We start from the raw sequence: 19,830 nt of genomic DNA on the forward strand, positions 1-19,830 counted from the left end.
TGCTCGCCACCCTTACTCCACGGCCCAGCCGTAGTCCGACGGCGCGGTGCACAGCACCTCGCGGATGGCTTCGAGTGAATCCTTGCGCTGCGGCGAATGGCCGTGGTTCTCGATCACCAGGTAGTCCCCCGACATCCCGCAGCCATAGAAGTCCAGCGGCACCGTGATCGAGCAATAGAACTGTCCGCGAAAGCCTTCCAACTCGATACCGGACGGCATCCGCACGCTGGGCAGAGCGCTGACGTCGGTGCAGAACACCAGCGGCGGCAGCCCGGCCGGTGTTCCCTCGAACGCCACGCCGAAGTTCAGCCCGGACTGTTGTACGACGCCGTCGGCGATGTCGGCGCGGAAGGTGGCGCCGATATCGGTGGCCAGATCGACGATGTCGGTGTCCGGCCCAACCTCGGCCAGGTAGGTGGCCACACCCACCAGGTTGGTGGCTTCGGTCGGAGCCACCGGCGGACTCAGGAAGTACCGCAGGTCGACGGGGTAGACATAGGGGATGGGCACGTGTGGGGTCTCCCGCAGCCGCCACTCGGTCATCAGGATCGCCGCGGCCACCACGGTGTTGACGCTGACCCGGTTCTCCCGCGCGAATTCCACCAGATCGGCGGTTTCCTGCTCGGTGAGCCGGACCCGGGTGACCGGAACAGGTTGCGGGAGGCCAGGAGTCGCGACCAGCGTCGGCTTGACCGAGGGTGGCAGGTCGTAGGCGAACATCACCGGGAGGAATCGCTCGACGCCGGTCATGCCGAGCTTCTTGACGCCGCGCTGTTCGAGCACCACCTCGAGCGGTTGCGGCGCGGGCTGCGGGTTGATGGGGCCGGGGTCGCCGGTGGTCACCACATCGGTGTAGCGGGAGAACAACTCGTCGAAAAGGCCTGCGCCGTGGTGGCCGTCGGCGATGCTGTGGTGCAGGAAGATGGTCAGCTCCGAGCGGTCCTCGTGCAGCGTCAGCCGCATGTTCAGCAGTGTCTGGCTCTGATCCAACGCGATCTCGCGGGCCTCACCGGCGCCGTCCTGCACCACGATTCCGGCGTGCAGCATATCGTCGGCCACCAGGTTCCATCCGCCGCCCGCAGCCGGCTCCAGGTGGCTGGCCAAAATCGGATGCGCGTCGACGAGGGCGTCGAACGCTTCGGACAGCGCATCAGCGTCGACCCGACCGCGCAGTTGCACCGTGACGGCGGTGAACACCTCGTACTGGGCGAACACTTCTTCACTGCGGGACAGCTTTCGGATCACCGACCCGGGAAACACGTGAGAAATCCAGCCTTTCGTGTCAGTGCGTGCTGGCTCGTCGGTAACCGATGGCCATGGGGACGGCGCAGGCGCCGGCGATCCCGGCGCTCCACAACAGCGTCGCGATCATCGGCGACAGCACCGGGCCGCCGGCCGACAACCCGCGCATGGCCGTGATTGCGTAGCTGACCGGCTGATGGGCGACGACCGGCTGAATCCAGTGCGGGTACTGGTTCAGCGGCAGCAAGCCGGTGGAGAAGAAGATCAGCAGCAGCTGCCACAGTTCAACCGCCTCCACCACAAGGGTTTTGGAGGTGAACAGCGCGATGGTCGTGGTGAGCGCCGCGAACGCCATGCCCAGAATCACCGGCACGCCGAGCCACATCAGAGTCGCCAGCGCGCCGCCGCGGAAGCGGAAACCCAGCGCCACCCCCGCTCCCAGCATCACCGCGGTGGTGACCAGGATCCGGACTGCCTCGGCGATGATGCGCGCCAGCGGGCCCGAGGCCCGGTGCACCGGCATCACCCACAGCCGGGTCAGCAGCCCGCTCTGTTGCTCACGCATCAGGTCGATCGCGACGAACGCCGAACCGCTCACCGCCCCGCCCAGGGCCAGCAGTGGCACGATGCTGTACAGCGCACTGTCGTGGGTCATGGCGTAGATCAGGTTGCCGAGCACGATGTAGAGCACCAGCATGAAGGCGACCGGCAGCACCAGCGCTTCCATCACGGTGACCAGGTCCCGTCCCCACCGGGTAAGGATGCGTTGGGTCTGCACCAGCGTCTGCGTCATCAGCAGCCGCACCGAGCTTTCCGGCGCCCGGACAGCAGTAGCCGCCGTCATGGGCGCCGGGACAGGACGAGGACGGACACCGGCACCAGGAACACCGCGAAACCGGCCAGCCACAGCAGCGGCGGCGTCATCACCGACCACGTCACCGGGACCGGAGACTTGACGGTGTCGCCGGCCAGCGCGCGCAGCGCGATCACCAGCTGGGAGATCGGCTGGTTGCGCACGATCGGCTGAATCCAGTGCGGAAACATCTTCAGCGGTTGCAGACCGACCGACAGCAGTCCGAAGATCAGGATCGGCATGGTCAGCAGGGGCAGCATGGCGTCAGGGTTCCGGGTGGCGGTGCCGATCAGGTCCGCGCCGAACGACAACAACACCCCGATCACGATCGCCAGCAGGCAGAATCCCGCGATGTAGGGCGCGCCGTGGTGGAACCGGAAGCCGATGACGTGCGCGGCGATCAGCGACACGATCAGCCCGACACAGCACCGGTAGACGCTCGCCGACACGCGGGCCAGCACGGGCGTCACCGGCGCGATCGGCATCGACCGGAACCGCCGGTTGACCCCGTGCAGTGAGTCGGTGGCGGCCCGGAACGCCGAGGAGATGGCCGCAAAAGCGATGGCCTGCAACGTGATCAGCGGCGTGATGTACTGACCCAGGTTGCTCGCGATGCCGCTGCTGGCACCGCCCACGTAGTGATTCCAGGGGATGGAGAACGGGACATAGAACCCGATCGCGAAGGACAGCGAGGCGCCGATGGCGGTGATCAGCTCACCGTTGCGCAGGGTCGGCGCGATGAAGCGGGTGGTGAGCACCCACCACTGCTGGCGCATCGACGGCTGCGGCCTGGCCAGCACCGCGCTGCTCATCGCACCGCCTCAGGCGTGAGGTGGCTCAGCGCCCGCGACTCGCTGGGATCTGCGGTCATGGACAGGAATACGTCGTCGAGTGACGGCCGGCGCAGCGCGATGTCGGCCGGCTCCAGGTGTGCGGCATTGAGCAGTCGTACGGCCTCGATCAGCGTGCTGGTGCCGTCGGCGGCCGGCATGATGATCCGGTCGGACTCGGCGGTCAGCATGCCCCTCTGATGCTCGGGCAGCAGCGGTCCCAGGGCGGCGACCATCGCCGGCAGCTCCTTGACGTCGCGGGGCACGATCTCGCAGAAGGTGCCACCGGCGCGGTGCTTGAGCTCGTTGGCGGTGCCTTCGGCGATGATGGTGCCCCGGTCGATCAGGATGATGCGGTCGCTGAGCGCATCGGCCTCCTCGAGGTACTGCGTGGTCAGCAGCGTGGCGATGCCCAGTTTCTTGAAGTTGCCCACCAGGTCCCAGATGGCTTGCCTGCTGCGGGGATCCAGGCCGGTGGTGGGTTCGTCCAGGAACGCCACCAGCGGTTGCACCACCAGGCCGCAGGCGATGTCGATGCGGCGGCGCATGCCGCCCGAGTAGGTGCTCACCCGCCGTTTGGCGGCGTGCACCAGGTCGAACTGTTCGAGCAGTTCGGCCGCGCGAGCGCGGGCGGCGGACTTGGACAGACCGTACAGGCGGCCGAACATCACCAGATTCTGCTCGCCGGAGAGCATGTCGTCGAGGGCGACCTGCTGTCCGGTGAGCATGATGGAACGCCGCACGCCCGCCGCGTCGGAGACGACGTCGTGGCCGGCGACGGTCGCCGACCCCGTGGTGGGCCGGGTCAGCGTCGACAGGATGTCCACCATGGTGGTCTTGCCGGCTCCGTTGGGGCCGAGCAGGCCGATCACCTCTCCGCGGCCGACCTCGAAACTGACGTCGTCGAGAGCCACCACCTGTCCGGACCGGCTGCCGAACGTCTTACCGACCCCGTTGACGACTACCGCTGCATCACTTGACATCCCAGTCTCCTCAGTCAAGGCTCGACAGGTCCACCAGGGCACCCGCTTCGGTCACGCCGGCGATCTCGCTCTCCAGCTGCTCGGCGGCGATACCCTCCTGGATCAGCTCGCGCAGTGCCTGCGGGAATGTCCGCGCCAGGGCTTGCACCGTGTCCGCGGCGATCCGCCGGGCGTCGTACCACCAGTCGAGATGCGTGGAGCCGGCGAACCGGTACACGCGCACCTCGACGGCATGCCCCAGCCCCGGGATGGTTTCGCGTACCGGCATGGTGACGTCCGATTCGAAGTGCACCGGCGCGTCGACGGGCGGAAGCTCCGGAATCGTTCCGGCATAACGGAAATGGATGTCGGGTGTGCGCTGCGCCCCGAACGCACGCCCGGTCGGCGCGTAGAGGTAGCGCAGCAGCCCGTAGCCGATGCCGTAGTGCGGCACTGCTTTCAGGGTCTTGTGTACGGCGTCGAGTTGTTCGATCACCGCGGAGCCCTCACCGCCGGCGCAGGCCAGTGGCACCGGATAGTAGGTCGTGCACCACCCGGCGGTGCGGCGCAGGTCGACGTCGGGCCGCAGCACCGAGCGTCCCTCGCCTTCGAGTTCCACGGCGACCACTCCGTCGCCGACGGTTTGGGCGATGGTGCGGCCCAGTGCGGTCAGCAGGATCTCCTGGATCGAGCGCCGGAACCTGCGCCGGGCGTCGTCGAGTTCGGAGGTTTGCTCGGCGTCGAGGGCGCCGGACACCTTGATGAGGTCGGCCCCGGTAGGCGGCGTCGTGGCGGGCTCGGCCAGCCAGCGGGTCACCTTGGCGGCGTTGTCAGTCCAGAACTGTCGGGTCTCCAGCGCCGCCGGGTGTGTCGCCAGGGCGGCCGTCCGCTGCGACCATTCCCGCCACCCGGTGGCGGGCGGTTCGAGGGTGATCTCGGCGCCGGCCAGATGCTGACCGAACGCGACGACGATGTCGCTGCCCAGGATCTGGTGTGAGGCGGTGTCGGCGACCATCGCGTGCACGCCCAGCCCCAGATAGTTCGGGCCGCCGGAGTTGCCGGTGATGTGCACGGCGATCAGCGGCGCGGTCGAATCACCCTGCTCGCCAACCACTTCGGTGAGCACCGACACAGGTTCGGTGCCCTCTGGCAGCGACCGGGTCACCAGCGCGGTGAAATCGGTGTGCGGGCCGATGTGCTGTTCCCAGACGCCGGCGTTGTCGACCAGTTGCAGCCGCAACGCGTCATGGTGGTTGCACACCGCGGTCAGCACCGCCCGGATGTCGTCCGGGCTCACCTTCGGGTCCAATCGCAGGATCAGCGGCACCCGCCAGCGGCCGCCGTCGTGCAGGCCGTGCTCGAGGAAGTAGGTGGTGTTGGGCAGTATCGCCGGGTTCGCCTCGGGCTCGGGCGGTTTGGCCAGACCACTGGCCGCGAAGGCGGCATCCACTGCGGCCGTGAGAGACGCCAGGGTCGGGTGCTCGTAGAGGTCCTGTGGGGTGATGCTCAGGCCCTCGTTGGAGGCGGTCATCGCGATGCTGATGGCCATCAGCGAATCACCGCCCAGATCAAAGAAATTCGCGTTCGGGTCGATCGAGGGCACCCCGAGGCATTGCTGCCAGACGCGTTGCAGGGTGATGCCGGTCTGCGACGGCCCGGCGGCCTCGACGGCGGGTTCGGTGTGGTGAGCGACGGACACGCCGTTGTTGGTCGTCGCGGCCGGCTCCCAGACCGTAGGCTTGGGTTCGATCCAATGCCGTTGCCGTTCAAACGGATAGCCGGGCAGCGAGACCAGCCGTGGCGCTACCGGATGTCTGGGTGACCAGTCGACGCCGACGCCGGCCGACCACAGTTCGCCGAGTGCGCGCAGGAAGGTGTCGCGGTCGTCGGCCTGCTGAATGGGGTGGCGCATCAGCCGGATGGAGCGGTTGCCGCTCGACCACCTGGGGTGCCGGATTGCCGAACCGGTCAGGCTGCCTCCAGGGCCCACCTCGACCAGAATGCGATTCGGAGCGGACAGAACCGCGTCCAGCTCGTCGGCGAAACGGATGGTGGAACTGATCTGGCGGGTCCAGGTGTCCGGATCGGTGGCCTGCTCGTCGGTCAGCCACGTTCCGGTGAGGTTGCTCAACAGGCGAGTCTGCGGAGCTTTGAGCTGCTGGCCGGCCAAAAACTCCCGGAATTCGCCCAGCATGCCGTCCATCTGGCTGGTGTGGAAGGCATGGGTGGCGCGTACTCGGCGCACCGGGATGCCCTGCTCGCCCAGCCGCTGGGTGAACGCGCGGACCGCGTCCTTGGGCCCGGCGACCACACAGTTGCCCGGATCGTTGACCGCGGACACCTCGGCCCCGGGCACCAGGTGCTGAGCGACGTCGGCCGGGCTGAGTGCGACCGCGACCATGGCTCCGGGCGGCGACTCGTGCATCAGCCGGGCGCGCAGGGCCACCGTCTTGACGGCGGTCTGCAGGTCGAAGACGCCGGCCAGGGTGGCCGCGATGTATTCGCCGGTGCTGTAACCGATGTAGGAACCGGCCCGCACGCCGTAGCTGTCGACGAGCTTCGCCAGCGCGTACTCGACGGTGAACAGCGCGGGCTGGGAGCGGTCGATGCGCTCCAGATCCGCGGCCGTTCCGCCGAATATGGCCTCATGCAGGTCCAGGCCCAGTTCCGCTTGGAACGCGGTGGCGCACGCGTCGAAGTGCTCGGCGAAGACGGGCTCGGTGTCGTAGAGGCCCTTGGCCATGCCGGGATGCTGGGCACCTTGGCCGGGGAACAGGAAGACGACCTGGTCGGTGGTCGCGTCTTGACCGTCAGCCGGGGACTCGCCGACGAAGACGTTGTCGTGTTCGGCGGCACGCAGCAGGGTGATCGCCTGTGCCCGGTCGGGGGCGACGGCGGCCAGGGTGATGTGGTGCCTGCGGCGTCCGGCCAGCGTGTGGGCGACGTCGGCCAGGACCGGGGCGTTGGGGCGTTCCAGCGCGGCGGCCAGCGCGGTCCGCGCCTCGCCGAGGGCGTCGGCCGTGCGTGCGGAGAGCAGCAGCACCTGCGGGCCTTCCGGCTCGGGCTGGGCCGGCACGTGCGGGGCTTCTTCCACCACGACGTGGGCGTTGGTGCCGCCGATGCCGAACGAGCTGACCCCGGCGCGGCGCACACTGTCGGATTCCCAAGCGCCGTAACGGCTTTGCACGGTGAACGGCGTCTCGTCGAGATGGAGCTCGGGGTTGGGGCTGGTGTAGTGCAGCGTCGCGGGAATCGCTTTGTTCTTCAGGCACAGGATGGTCTTGATGAGCGCGGCGATGCCGGCGGCGACCTCGAGGTGACCGATGTTGGACTTGACCGACCCGATCACGCACGGCGCCGACCGCGGCTCCTCGGCGGCTTCGAACGCCGTTCGCAGCCCTTGGATTTCGATCGGGTCGCCCAACGGCGTTCCGGTGCCATGGGTTTCGACGTAGCTGATGGTCGAGGCGTCGACGTCGGAGACGGCGTGGGCTTCGGCGATGCAGTCGGCCTGCGCGGACGCGCTGGGGGCCGCGAAGCCCATTTTCGCCGAGCCGTCGTTGTTGATCGCCGACCCGCGGATGACGGCGTGGATCCGGTCGCCGTTGTCCAGGGCGGCCTGCAGCGGCTTGAGTACCACCAGGCCGACGCCGCTGCCGAAGACCGTGCCGTCCGCGCGCACGTCGAAGGGCCGGCAGTGCCCGACCGCCGAGAGCATCTGGCCCGGCGAATGCCAGTACCCGACATGGTGCGGGACGCACAGTGACACGCCACCGGCCAGCGCCATGTCGCATTCGCCGGACAGCAGGCTCATGCACGCGAGGTGCACCGCCACCAGCGACGAGGAGCACGCCGTCTGCACCGCGAGGCTGGGCCCGCGCAGGTTGAACTGGTGCGAGATGCGGGTAGCCAGGAAGTCCTTGTCGTTCTGCAGGAACATGCTGAGCTGGTCCCAGTTCAGGCCCTCGGCCAGCACGGCGTTCGGGTCCTGGTGCGACAACAGGTTGTGCAGCAGATAGCCACTGGGAGAGCTGGTCCCGTACACGCCGATGGACCCGTCGTAGCGGGCCGGGTCGACGCCGGCGTCTTCGAGCGCATGCCACGCGCACTGCAGGAACAACCGGTGCTGCGGGTCCAGGGACCGGGCGACCAAAGGCGGGAAGCCGAAGAAGTCGGCGTCGAACTCGTCGACACCGTCGACGATCGGCGCGCGCCGGACATAGGACGGATTGGCCAATGCCTTGTCGCTGATGCCGGCGTCGCGAAGCTGTTGTTCGGAGAGCGTGACGATGGATTCCTTGCCGCGCCGCAGGTTGTCCCAGAACGCCGACACGTTTTTGGCGCCGGGGAACCGGCCGGCCATGCCGACCACCGCGATCGCGTTGTCGGGAATGCTCACTGGTCTAACCTCCGTGTAGTTCATCGATTCCGCCGCCGCTGTGCGGCGTTCTGTCGCGCCGCCGCGCGTTGCTGAGCGCGGTCGCGGACGGTGGTACTCGTTTCGGTGGCCGGATCGGGGCTCGACAGCCCGAGTTGGCGCATCAGGTCGGCGGTCAGGTCGTGCAACGTCGCCCCCTGCAGCAGCAACGCCACCGGCGGCTCGGCGCCGAAGTCGGCGCGGGCGGTGTTGCGGATCCGCACGGCCATCAGCGAATCCATGCCGAGGTCGAGCAACGGCAGACCGGGGTCGACGGCGGATTTGTCCGCATAACCCATCACCGCCGCGATCCGGGACCGCAGCAGGTCGGTCATCACGCGTGCAACCTCGGCCGGGTCCAGGTCGCGCAGCGAGTCGGGGCCGGCCCAATCATCGCCGCCGCCAGCGGCTTCCAGCTCGCGCACCACGGCGGAGAAGAAGTCGTGGTTGCGGATTTCGGGGAAGGCGATCAGGGCGCGGTCCGCGCGCAGTCGGGCCACGCCGGTGTGGCTGCGGTCGCTGGCCAGCAACGATTCCATGGCCGCGAGCCCCTCGGCGGGGGTGATCGGATCCAGCACACTGCTGGCCAGGGTCCGGGCCATACCCACGTCCGACCAGGGACCCCAGTTGATCACCGCGGCGGGCAACCCGGCCGCGGCGCGCGTGGCGACAAGTGCGTCCAGCCACGCGTTCGCGCACGCGTAGGCACCCTGACCGGGCGCACCGAGCAGCGACGCGGTCGAGGAGAAACCGACCCACCAGTCCAGCTCGCGCCCGCGGCTGGCCTCGTGCAGCCGTTGCGCGCCAACGGCTTTCGGCTCCCAGACCCGGTCTAGGCTGTCCTTGGTCATGGAGTACAGCAGGGCGTCGTCGATAACGGCGGCGGAGTGCAGGATGCCGCGCAGCCCTCGGTTGCCGTCCTCGGCCGCCGCGACGAGTCGTTCCGCCACGCCGGGAGTCGCGATATCGCCGAGGACGACGGCGATTTCGGCGCGGCTCTCCAGTTCGGCCAGCACCTTGCGTTGTTCCTCCCCGGGTTCACTGCGGCCGTTGAGGACCACCCGGCCCGCGCCACCGTCCACCAGCCAGCGCGCCACCACCAGGCCCAGGCCACCCAGGCCGCCGGTGATGATGTAGCTGGCACCGGGTCGGATCACCGGATTGCGCTGAGCGCCATCAAGTGTGGCGCGGGTGAGCTGTTCGGCGTAGCGGTGCTCACCGCGGTGGGCGATGACCGTGGTCAGGAGTTCGCTATCGGGTGCGCTGAGTTCCGCATTCAATGCGCTGAGGTCGTTGTCGAGATCGACGAGTGTGGCCCGCAGTTCGGGATGCTCGTAGGCCAGCACCCGGATCAGACCCTTCAGTGCGCCGACCGCGGGTTGCCCGGTCTCGTGGCCGACCGCCAGACCGCCCCGGCTGACCAGCCACAGCCGCGGCGGTTCGCCGTGCCAGCCGCCGACGATCGCGCGGACCACGGTGCTGATCGACCACACCAGATCGCGCGCCCGGGTTACGTCCGGCGCGTCCCCGACGAAGACGACGACGCCGGCGGGCGGGTGGTCGGGGTCACCCGCGGCGTCGGCGAAGGTGGCCAGCAGCGCGGGTTCGTCGTCGAGATCGGCGGTGAGCACCCGACGAAGTTCGGACCGCCAGCCGGCGGCGAACTCCTCGGCCGAGGCTTTGGCCGCCCCGGCAGCCAGCACCAGCCAGCTGCCCGCTGCGGACGGGGCGGTTGCGGCGGAAAGCGGTTGGTCCACCCATGCGGCTTCGAAGATCTTCTGTCCCAACGGCAATGGCACGCTGCGCCGCTCGACGGACCGAAGGAAGATGTCGTTGATCTCCGCGGTCACATTGCCCGCCGCGTCCATCAGCACGATCCGGCCGAGCTTGCCGGTGCCGCCCGCGTCGAGGCTGGTCAGGGTCGCACGGCAGCGGGCATACCGACCGGGGTTGCCGTACACCCGCACACTCTCGAAAGAGACCGGCAGGTAACTGGCTTCGGTAGCTCCATCGGCGGGCATGGCGGCCGCGAGGCTCTGCAGCGCGGCGTCCAGCAGGGCCGGATGAATGCGGTAGCCGGGGTGCCGGGGCGCCTCGTCGGGCAGGGTGATCTCGGTTTCCACCGAGCCGTCGGCCAACCGGTCGATGCGGGTCAGGCCGGCGAAGGCCGGACCGTAGTGCAGACCCGTCTGGCGCAGCAGCGAGTAGAAATCGGCCGGCGACACCGCGGCCTGGGACGGTGCGCTGGCGGGCACCGATCCGGGGCCGCCCTGCGTCGCTTCGACTCTGGCCAGCGCGTGTCGCGTCCAATCTCCGCCGGGAGCCCGGGAGTGAACTTCGACGCGGATCTTGCTGTCGCCGTTGCGGATCAACTGCGTGGTCAGCTGGGTGTGCTTGTCCAGGGTGAGCATCTGCTCGACCTCGAGTTGGTTGATGCACAAGCTCTCGGCGGGCAGGCCCAGGCCTTCGCTGGCTGCAGCGAGCACGATTTCGGCGTATCCCGCGGCCGGCATGATCGATTGGCCGAACACGCGGTGGTCGGCGAGCCAGGGGGAGACGTCGGTCCCGACGTCGGCCTGCCACACGTGATCGTGACTGGACGGCACCTCCACGTGCACACCCAGCAGTGGGTGGTTCATCACCAGTTCGGCCATCGAGGAGCGGTCCTGCACCCAGAACTGCTCGTGCTGCCACGCCGTGGTGGGGAGGTCGGCCAGCCGGCCACCGGTGGTCGCCGGTGGGTTCTTGGTGACCTGCGCGAGATGGGTGCGGAAGGTGACGGTGTCGTCGGTGTCGCGGTGCAGCGTCCCGACCGCGTGATAACCAGAACTGTCAAGGGTTTCGGTGATGGCGTGGGTCAGCAGCGGGTGGGCGCTGATCTCGATAAAGGTGTGGTGCTGCTCGCCGGCTGTGGTGATGGCCTGCTGGAAGTGCACCGGGTTTCGCATGTTGACGGCCCAGTGTTCGGCATCGAACAACGCCGTGGCATTAGGACTTTCGGTGGGGCTTTGGTAGGTGGTCGAGATGATCGGGATGCTCGGGGTGCGCGGTGCCAGGTCGGCGAGTTCGGCGCGCATCGCCGGCTGCAGCGCGTCCATGGCGGGATTGTGCGGGGCGACTTCGATATTGACCCGGCCGGCGAAGCGGTCCTGGGCCCGCGCCCGCTCGATCAACGCGTCGATGTCGTCGCTCGGCCCGGAGATGACGGTCTGGCGCGGTGAGTTGTAGATGCCCAGCGTCACCTGCGGGTAGTCGGCGATCAGGGCTTCGGTGGCCGCGGCGTCGAGTTCGAGTAGCGCCATCCCGCCCTGCCCGGACAGCGGCGCCATCAGCCGGGCCCGGGTGGCGGTGACCCGCAATCCTTCGGCGGGGGTCAGTGCTCCGGCGACCACCGCGGCGGCCACCTCACCCATCGAGTGCCCGATCACCAGATCGGGCTCGACCCCGTAGGAACGCCACAACGCCGTCAGCGCCAACTGGATCCCGATCAGGCCCAGCTGGATCTGCTCGATACCCACCAGTTCGGTGCCGTCGGCCAGCACATCATGGAGCGAAAAACCCGCCTGGGTGACGAAATCGGGCTCCAGATCGGCGACAGCCGCGGCGAAAGCGGGCTCGTCGGCCAGCAGCCGCCGGCCCATACCGGCCCACTGCGAACCGCGACCGGAGTAGACGAACACGGTTCCCGTACCGGCGATGGCGCCCGAAGGGCCTACCACATTCGGTGCCGGCTTGCCGGCGGCCAGCGCACGCAACCCCGTAACGGCGTGTTCCCGGTCGCGGGCGATCACGGTGCCGAACTTGGCCTGCCGGGCGCGGTGGTGGTTGAGAGTGTGCGCGATGTCAGCCAGCGGCACGTCGACGCCGTCCATCCAATCGGCCAGCACGCCGGCCGCGGCGGCCACCCGCTGCGGCGTCTTACCGGAGACCACCAGCGTCGACACCGCGGCAGCGGTAGCCGGTTGCACCGCAACGACTTCCGGTGCCTGCTCGATCACCACATGCGAGTTGGTCCCGCTGAGCCCGAACGAGGACACCGCCGCCCGACGCGGACCGGCGCCGTCGGGCCACGGGGTGCCTTCGGTCGGAACGAACAGCCGGGTCGACGACGCGTCGATCGCCGGATTCCACCGGGTGAAGTGCAGATTGCGCGGGACGTAGCTGTGCTGCACCGCCAGGATCGCCTTGATCAGCCCGGCAACACCCGCCGCCGCTTCCAGGTGACCGATGTTGGTCTTGACCGCTCCGAGCGCGCACCGGCCCTCGCCCCGACCGTAAGTGGCCGATAGCGACTCGAACTCGATCGGGTCGCCCAAAATCGTTCCGGTGCCGTGTGCTTCGACGTAATGCACACTCTCGGCGGGCACGTCGGCCTGCTTCAACGCGGTGGTGATGACGTCACGCTGAGCCAATGCATTCGGGGCGGTCATGCCGTTGGACCGGCCGTCCTGGTTGATCGCGGAGCCACGGATCAGCGCCAGGATCCGGTCGCCGTCGCGGGTGGCGTCGGACAACCGCTTGAGCACCACCACCCCGCAGCCTTCGCCGCGGGTGAAGCCATCGGCCATGGCGTCGAAGGCCTTTGAGCGGCCGGTCGGCGACAGGGCCGACCACTTCGAGACCGCGATCGCGGCGAACGGTGACAGCGCCAGCTGTATCCCGCCGGCCAGCGCCACGTCACTTTCCCGCAACCGCAGCGATTGACAGGCCAGGTGCACCGCCACCAGCGACGAGGAACACGCGGTGTCCACCGCCACCGCCGGCCCACGCAGCCCGAGCAGGTAGGCGATGCGGCCCACCGCAGCCGCGTGCGGGGTGCCGGTGGACAGGTAGGCGTCGATCTCCGCGCGACGCTCGATGTTGACGATGGTGTAGTCCCACGTCGACAAGCCCATGATCGCGGCGGTTCGGCTGCCGCTCAGCGAATCCGGTGCCAGCCCGGCGTGTTCCAGCGATTCCCAGGCCACCTCCAGCAGCACGCGGTGCTGCGGGTCCATCGCGGCGGCCTCGCGGGGGGTGATCCCGAAGAAGTCGGCGTCGAAGCCCGCGACGTCATCGATGAAACCGCCCCACTTGGTGGTCATCTTGCCCGGTGTCTCGGGGTCGGGGTCGTAGAACGCGTCGGCGTCCCAGCGGTCGGCGGGCACTTCTGAGATGGTGTCCCGGCCGTCGAGCAGCAGTCGCCAGAAGTCTTGCGGCCCTTGCACTTTCCCCGGCAGCCGGCAGCCCATCCCGATCACCGCGATCGGCTCGGCGACGTCGGTGGGGAATGCGGTGCCCGCCCGCACGAGTTCGCGCGCGAGGACCTCGCGGGCCTTCGGTGACATTTGGGCGGCGCGTTCGGCCAGACTCGTCATTACTCCGCGCCTTCCGTCGCCGCTTCCAGCTCACTGGCCGCAACCAGGTCAGACAGCAAATCCATTTCCTCATCGGACAAGGGCTCGTCCTCGGGGTCCTCGGCCGGTGGGGTTGGTGACTCGTAACCCAGCCGTTCGCACAGCGCGCCGGCCAGGTCGGTGATGGTCGGGTAGGCCCAGACCAGGGCCACCGGCAGGGTGGTGCCCAGGCTCGCCTCCAGCCGGTTGCGCAGTTCCAGGGCCATCAGGGAGTCCAGCCCCAGTGACTCCATCGGCCGGTCGTGGTCGATCGGGTCGGTCGAGCGCAGCACCGCCCGGATCTCGTCGGCGATGGCGGTGGCGAGCCGTGCCGGGCGCGCGGCGGGATCGGTCGCGTCCAGTTCGGCGCGGATCCGGCCACCGCCGGTCCGCTGCTCGACCGTGATCGACTCCTGCAGCGTGGCGAACAACGACGATCCCGCTGCGGCAGGAAACGACTGGAACCACTGCCGAGCGTCGAGGGCGAACACACCGGTGCGGGCGCGGTCCGCCGAGAGGATCAACTCCATCGCGGCCAGCCCTTGGGCCGGGGTGATCATCGAGACGCCGAGGTCGGCGAAGAACTGGGCGCGGCCCACTTGCGCCCAAGGGCCCCAGTTGATTCCGGTCGCGGGGAGCCCCATGGCCCGTCGGTAGGCGACCAGCCCGTCGATCCAGGAGTTCGCCGAGGCATACGACCCCTGCCCGGGCGCGCCGACCAGGGAGGAGACCGACGAGAACGACACCCACCAATCCAGGTCCGCATCCTTGGTCGCCTCGTGCAGCCACCAGCCACCGGCCACCTTGGGGGCGAACACCCGCGCCGACGCCGAGTCGGACATGTTGAGCACGATCTCGTCGGCCAGCACCATCGCGCTGTGCACCACCCCGGCCAAACGCAAGCCTGCGTCGTCGACGGCGGCCACCAGGCGGCGCGAGGTTTCCGGGTCGGCGAGGTCACCGGTGACCACTTCGACGCGCCCGCCCGCGTTGTTCAGCTCGTCGATCGATGCCTGCACCTCGGGCCCCGGGGCCGAACGCCCGTTCAGCACAACCAGACCCGCGCCCCGCTCGACCAGCCATTGGGCCGTCACGAAGCCCAGACCGCCCAGTCCGCCGGCGACGATGTAGCCCCCGTCCGGCCGGACCAGGGGCTGGGCCGGGGGCGGCGCGAGTGCCGTGATGCTGCCTGTCTGTGGCAGGGAGATGACGACGCGGCCGGCGTGTTCGCCCGATCGCAGGACTCGCAACGCCTCCGCCGCGTCGGCAAGGGCGAACTCGGTCACCGGGAGCGGCGCCAACCGGCCCGCGACAGCGTGCTGCAGGATCTCTTCGAGGTAGGCGCGGTAGCGCCTGGGCTGCGGGCGCACGGCCGCGAAGGAGGCATCGCGGGCCAGCGCGGACAGATCGATCGCGGTGTCGGGCGCGCCCAGCTGGATGAACCGCCCACCCGGCGCGAGTGACTGCATGCCGGACCGAATAGATTCTCCCGGTGCCGAATTGATGACGACATCAACCTGGGCGTCGGCTGGTGCGCTGGTGTACACCTGCGCGCCGAGCATCGTCGCGACGGCGGCGGCGGCCAGGTCCACGCCGTCGCCGCTGCGGTGGATCAGCACCTTCTCACCGGGTGCCACCTGCCCGACCGTGCACAACGCATGCCAGGCCGTCACGTAGGGGAGCCCGAAGCCGGCCGCCTGGGTGTCGGACAACGCGTCGGGGACTTCGACGACCAGTTCGGCGTCCGCGGTGAGGGAGGAGCCGACCGCGCCGCTGCCGAAGGCGATGACGCGGGTGCCGGTTTGCGGCCCGCGAGTCACCACGCCGAGGCATTCGGTGAGGCCATCGCCGTTCGCGGGCGGGGCGGCGAGCACGCGGATCTCGACCTGGCCGGCGGCGGGCTCGGTTCGGGTGGTCGCCCGCATCTGCAGGTCGCGGTCCATGGTGAACGCGCCGCCGGCATCGAGATCGACTGTGGTGAAGCGGGTTTCGGGATCCAGCTGGCCGGACGTCATCGGCGGGGCCACCAGGCGGCTGACGTACCGATGTCCGGCGCGCAGCGCCACCTCGTCCTGATCGGAGCCGAACAGGAGCTCGTCGACCAGGCCGGGGAGCGGTTGGGTGCCGTCCGGGTCGAGGTCGACCAGAGTCGTCTTGAGCTCCGGGTGTTCGAAGGTCAGCACCCGGGCGATGCCGCGAAGCGGCGTCTGCGCCAGGGTGACCGACTCGGTGGAGTCGAGTTGTTGCGCACCGCGCGTGACGATCCACAGCCGCGGGCTGTTACGGGCACCCACCCGCGACACCGTTCTGACGATGTCGGCGATGCGCAGCGTGCGGGTGCGTGCGAGGTCGAGTTGGGCCGGGATCGGCTCGGCTTCATCGGACGTGCGGGGCGGGCAGACCACCACGATGCCGTCCCAGGCGATGTCGCGCTGGCCGATCGCCGTGTGCAGGGACTCGTCGTCGGAAACCACGTCGCACCGGCCGATCCGGGCGGCGAGCGCGGACTGCAGCCCGAGCTCATCGGAGCCGACCAGCAACAGCGCCGCGGGCGCCGCGGGCTGCCCCTCCAGCGCCGCGGGCTCCCATTGGACCGAGAACAGCCGGTTGCCGAGTTCCCGTGCGCCGCTGGGGGACCGCAACACCGCCATGTCGACGCGGTCGATCTCCAGCACCGGCCGGCCGTCGGCGTCGGTCAACGACACCCGGCCGGCCAGGCGGTCGGGGTCGTCGGTCGGGGCGAGGGACGCGATCGCTGTCGTCCCGCTCACCACATCGCCGAACACCCGCACACCGGCGAAACCCACCGGCAGCACGATGGCCGGCCGGCCGCCGGTGGTCAGCTCGGTGGCCGGCCCGGTCGCGCCGAGGGTCTGCATCGCGATGTCCATCATCACCGGATGCAGCAGGAACTTGCGGGCGCCCGCTTTGGCCGACGCCGGCAATTGCACCTGCGCGCGGGCGGCGCCGGACGGCAACACCGACAGACCGACGATGCCCTGAAACGCGGGTCCGTGCTGCTGACCGGCGGCGCGCAGCCGCTGATACAGCTCCTCAGGCTCGAGAGCGCTGGCGCCTTCGGTGGATTCCGGTGCCGTCGGCTCGCCCGGCGCGATTGCAGGCACTAGTGTGGCTGTGGCGTGTTTGATCCAGCCGGAACCGGTGCTGCGCGTGCGTATTTCGACCCGGCAGGACATCTCGTCACCGGTGAGCGTGGTGGCGATCACCGTGCTGTCGGTGACGTGCATCAGCTGCTCGAGAGTGAGTTCGCTGATCGTCCAGGACGCGCCGGCGAAGGTGTCGGTTGCCGCGGCCAGCGCGATCTCCGCGTAGGCCGCCCCGGGGAGGACGCAGACGCCGTCGACGCAGTGGTCGCCCAGCCACAGCAGGCCGGGACCGATCGGGCATTCCCACACCCGGGTGCCGTTGGTCGGGTCGTCGACGCCGACGCCGAGCAGGGGATGGGCGTGTGTCCCCGCGGTCGAGTCGGCATCGATCCAGTGCCGGGTGTGTTGCCACGGGGTGCCCGGCAGCAGCGGGTGCGGTTCGGGTGGGTGCGGTGTGTCGGGCGGGCGGGTGCCGTGGGTGGCGTTGACGTTGGTGTGGAAGGTGACGGTGTCGTCGGTGTCCCGCTGCAAGGTGCCCAGCACCCGTGCGCCGGCATCGGCCAGGGTGTCGGTGATGGCGTAGGTGAGCAGCGGGTGCGGGCTGACTTCGACGAAGGTGTGGTGGCTCTGCGCGGCCAGGCTGATGGCCTGGTGGAACCGAACTGGGTTGCGCAGGTTGGCGGCCCAGTACCCGGCGTCCAGCAGTGCCGGCGTCGGCCCCTGGACGGCGGTGGTCAGCATCGGGATGGTGGGCGGCTTGGGTTTCAGATCGGCTAGCGCGGAGCGCAATTCGGGCAGGATGGGGTCGATGATGGGGTGGTGTGAGGCCACGTCGACGTCGATGCGCCGGGCCAGCAGGTCCCTGGCCGCGACAGCGGCGATCACGGCGTCCACCTGTTCGGGCGGTCCGGCGATCACTGACTGGCGCGGCGAGGCGTGCACCGCCAGGGTCAGCCCCGGGTAGCCGGCGATCGCCGCCGCGGTGGCTGACGCGTCGAGTTCCAGCAGCGCCATGGCGCCCTGTCCGGCCAGCGCGGCCATCAGCCGCGAGCGGGTGGCGATCACTTTCAGGCCGTCGGCGGGGGACAGCGCCCCGGCTACCACGGCCGCCGTCACCTCGCCCATCGAGTGGCCGATGACGGCGTCGGGCTTCACGCCGTAATGCCGCCACAGCGCGGTGAGCGCCAGCTGGATGCCGACCAGCACCGGCTGGATGTTCTCGATACCGGCCACCTCGCGGCTCTCGCCAAGGGTCTGCTGCAGCGAAAAGCCGACCTGGGCAACGAAATCCGGCTCCAGGTCCGCGACGGCCGCGGCGAACGCGGGCTCATCGGCCAGCAGTTGGCGGCCCATGCCGACCCACTGCGAACCCTGGCCGGAGTAGACGAACACCGTGCCCGGCCCGACGGAACCGTCATTGCAGACCGGATCGGCAGCCACTGCGCGCAGCCCCGCTATCGCCTGCGCCCGATTCCGGGCGACCACGGTCGCGAACTTGACCTGCCGGGCGCGATGGTGGTTGAGCGTGTGCGCGACATCGGCCGGCCGCGTTTCCGCGCCGGGTCCTTCCCACCAGTCCGCTACGGCCGAAGCGGTCGCCGCGACCCGCTGCGGCGTCTTACCCGACACCACCAGGGTGCAGACGGGCGGCTGCGGGACGGCTTGTGACGCAACTGGTTCGGGCGCCTGCTCGAGCACCACATGCGCATTGGTGCCGCTGACGCCGAACGAGGACACGCCGGCCCGGCGGGGCGCTTCGGTGGCCGGCCAGTCCATACCGGCTGCGGCGATGCGCATCCGGGACACGCCCTCGCTGACGTGCGGTGTCAGCTGCCGGAAGTTCAGGTGCGCCGGGATGTGCTGGTGGCCCAGTGCCAGAACGGTTTTGATGAAACCAGCGATGCCGGCCGCGGCCTCCAGGTGGCCCAGGTTGGTTTTGACCGAGCCGAGCACCAGCGGCTGACGGCCGTCACGGTCGCTGAACACCTTGCTCAGCGAGTCGAGTTCGATCGGGTCACCCAGCGGGGTCCCGGTGCCGTGCGCCTCGACGTAGTCGATGTCGGCCGGTGTCAGCTTGGCCGAGGCGAGAGCCTTGCGCAGCAACGCCTGCTGCGCGGGCCCGTTGGGTACCGTGACGCCGCTGCTGGCGCCGTCCTGATTGACCGCCGAACCACGGACCACGGCCAGGATGCGGTTGCCGTCCCGTTGCGCGTCGGCCAGCCGCTTGAGCATCACCACCCCGGCGCCCTCGCTGCGCACGTATCCGTCGGCGTCGGCGTCGAAGGTCTTGCACTGACCTTCCGGGGACAGCATGCCCCACCGCGAGCAGGCGATGCTCGGTCCGGGGCTGAGCAGCAGGTTGGTGCCGCCGACCAGCGCCATGTCGCTCTCCCGGGACCGCAGGCTCTGCGACGCCAGGTGGATCGCCACCAGCGACGACGAGCAGGCAGTGTCGATGACGACCGCGGGCCCTTGTGCGCCAAGGAAATACGCCAGCCGCCCGGCGGTGAAGTTGAGTGCGTTGCCGGTGGGGATGTAGGCGTCGAGGTCCTCGGGCCGCAGCCGGCCGGCCAAGCTGACCATGTAGTCGTAGGCGGTGACGCCGACGAAGACGGAGGTCTGGGTGCCGCGGATGGTGTGCGGCGCAACACCGGAATTCTCCAGCGCCTCCCAGGCGACTTCGAGCAGCAGCCGCTGTTGCGGGTCCATCGCGGCCGCTTCGCGCGGGGAGATCGCGAAGAATTCGGCGTCGAACTCCTCCGGTTGCCAGCCGGTGAGGAAGCCGCCCTCGCGGCTGCAGATGGTGCCGGGCACGGTGTGGTCGTCGGTGTAGAAGGCGTCGGCATCCCAGCGTTCGCCGGGCACCCGGATGATGCCGCTTCGGCCGTCGCGCAACAGGTTCCAGAACTCCTCCGGGGTGCTCACGCCGCCGGGGAACCGGCAGCCGATGCCGACGACGGCGATCGGTTCGCTGTTGGCCGCTTCGGCGATCTCCAGGCGCGCTGTGAGATCGTCGATCTTGCGCAACGCCTCGGTGATGATCG

General features: G+C 69.4%; 7 protein-coding genes. All 7 read right to left on the reverse strand.

The window, feature by feature from the left end; all coding sequences use genetic code 11:
* Nucleotides 1-12: 12 nt before the first annotated feature.
* From AWC08_RS04675 to AWC08_RS04705, 7 genes are read right to left on the reverse strand one after another with little or no spacing between them, the layout of a single operon-like run.
* The gene (locus tag AWC08_RS04675) at nucleotides 13-1,260 is read right to left on the reverse strand and encodes a phthiocerol/phthiodiolone dimycocerosyl transferase (protein WP_069434782.1); all 1,248 of its coding nucleotides are present in this window, start codon (nucleotides 1,258-1,260) and stop codon (nucleotides 13-15) included.
* A gap of 22 nt (nucleotides 1,261-1,282) precedes the next feature.
* On the reverse strand, nucleotides 1,283-2,086 hold the full coding sequence (locus AWC08_RS04680) for an ABC transporter permease (protein ID WP_065135831.1): 804 nt from the start codon (nucleotides 2,084-2,086) through the stop codon (nucleotides 1,283-1,285).
* Nucleotides 2,083-2,907: an ABC transporter permease gene (locus AWC08_RS04685; RefSeq protein ID WP_065135830.1), complete on the reverse strand. Its 825-nt coding sequence runs from the start codon at nucleotides 2,905-2,907 to the stop codon at nucleotides 2,083-2,085. Before AWC08_RS04685 ends, AWC08_RS04680 begins: the two co-directional genes overlap by 4 nt.
* Nucleotides 2,904-3,908 (reverse strand): daunorubicin/doxorubicin resistance ABC transporter ATP-binding protein DrrA, encoded by a 1,005-nt coding sequence (locus AWC08_RS04690; RefSeq protein WP_065135829.1) that lies wholly within the window; start codon nucleotides 3,906-3,908, stop codon nucleotides 2,904-2,906. The genes AWC08_RS04685 and AWC08_RS04690 overlap by 4 nt, the downstream gene beginning before the upstream one ends.
* A gap of 10 nt (nucleotides 3,909-3,918) precedes the next feature.
* Complete coding sequence (locus AWC08_RS04695) at nucleotides 3,919-8,286, reverse strand: type I polyketide synthase (RefSeq protein WP_142283409.1); 4,368 nt, start codon at nucleotides 8,284-8,286, stop codon at nucleotides 3,919-3,921.
* Between the two features lie 20 nt (nucleotides 8,287-8,306).
* Nucleotides 8,307-13,661: a type I polyketide synthase gene (locus AWC08_RS04700; protein ID WP_085087415.1), complete on the reverse strand. Its 5,355-nt coding sequence runs from the start codon at nucleotides 13,659-13,661 to the stop codon at nucleotides 8,307-8,309.
* Entirely contained in the window at nucleotides 13,661-19,828 is a 6,168-nt protein-coding gene (locus AWC08_RS04705) for a type I polyketide synthase (protein WP_232008045.1), read from the reverse strand. Before AWC08_RS04705 ends, AWC08_RS04700 begins: the two co-directional genes overlap by 1 nt.
* Nucleotides 19,829-19,830 lie beyond the last annotated feature (2 nt).

This window comes from Mycobacterium gordonae (assembly GCF_002101675.1).
In the GTDB taxonomy this organism is placed as follows: Bacteria; Actinomycetota; Actinomycetes; order Mycobacteriales; family Mycobacteriaceae; genus Mycobacterium; species Mycobacterium gordonae.

Bases quoted from the DNA above. Each gene is read 5' to 3' on its own strand.
- AWC08_RS04690 (WP_065135829.1), bottom strand. From the start codon at position 3,908: ATGTCAAGTGATGCAGCGGTAGTCGTCAACGGGGTCGGTAAGACGTTC.
- AWC08_RS04700 (WP_085087415.1), bottom strand. From the start codon at position 13,661: ATGACGAGTCTGGCCGAACGCGCCGCCCAAATGTCACCGAAGGCCCGC.
- AWC08_RS04685 (WP_065135830.1), bottom strand. From the start codon at position 2,907: ATGAGCAGCGCGGTGCTGGCCAGGCCGCAGCCGTCGATGCGCCAGCAG.
- AWC08_RS04680 (WP_065135831.1), bottom strand. From the start codon at position 2,086: ATGACGGCGGCTACTGCTGTCCGGGCGCCGGAAAGCTCGGTGCGGCTG.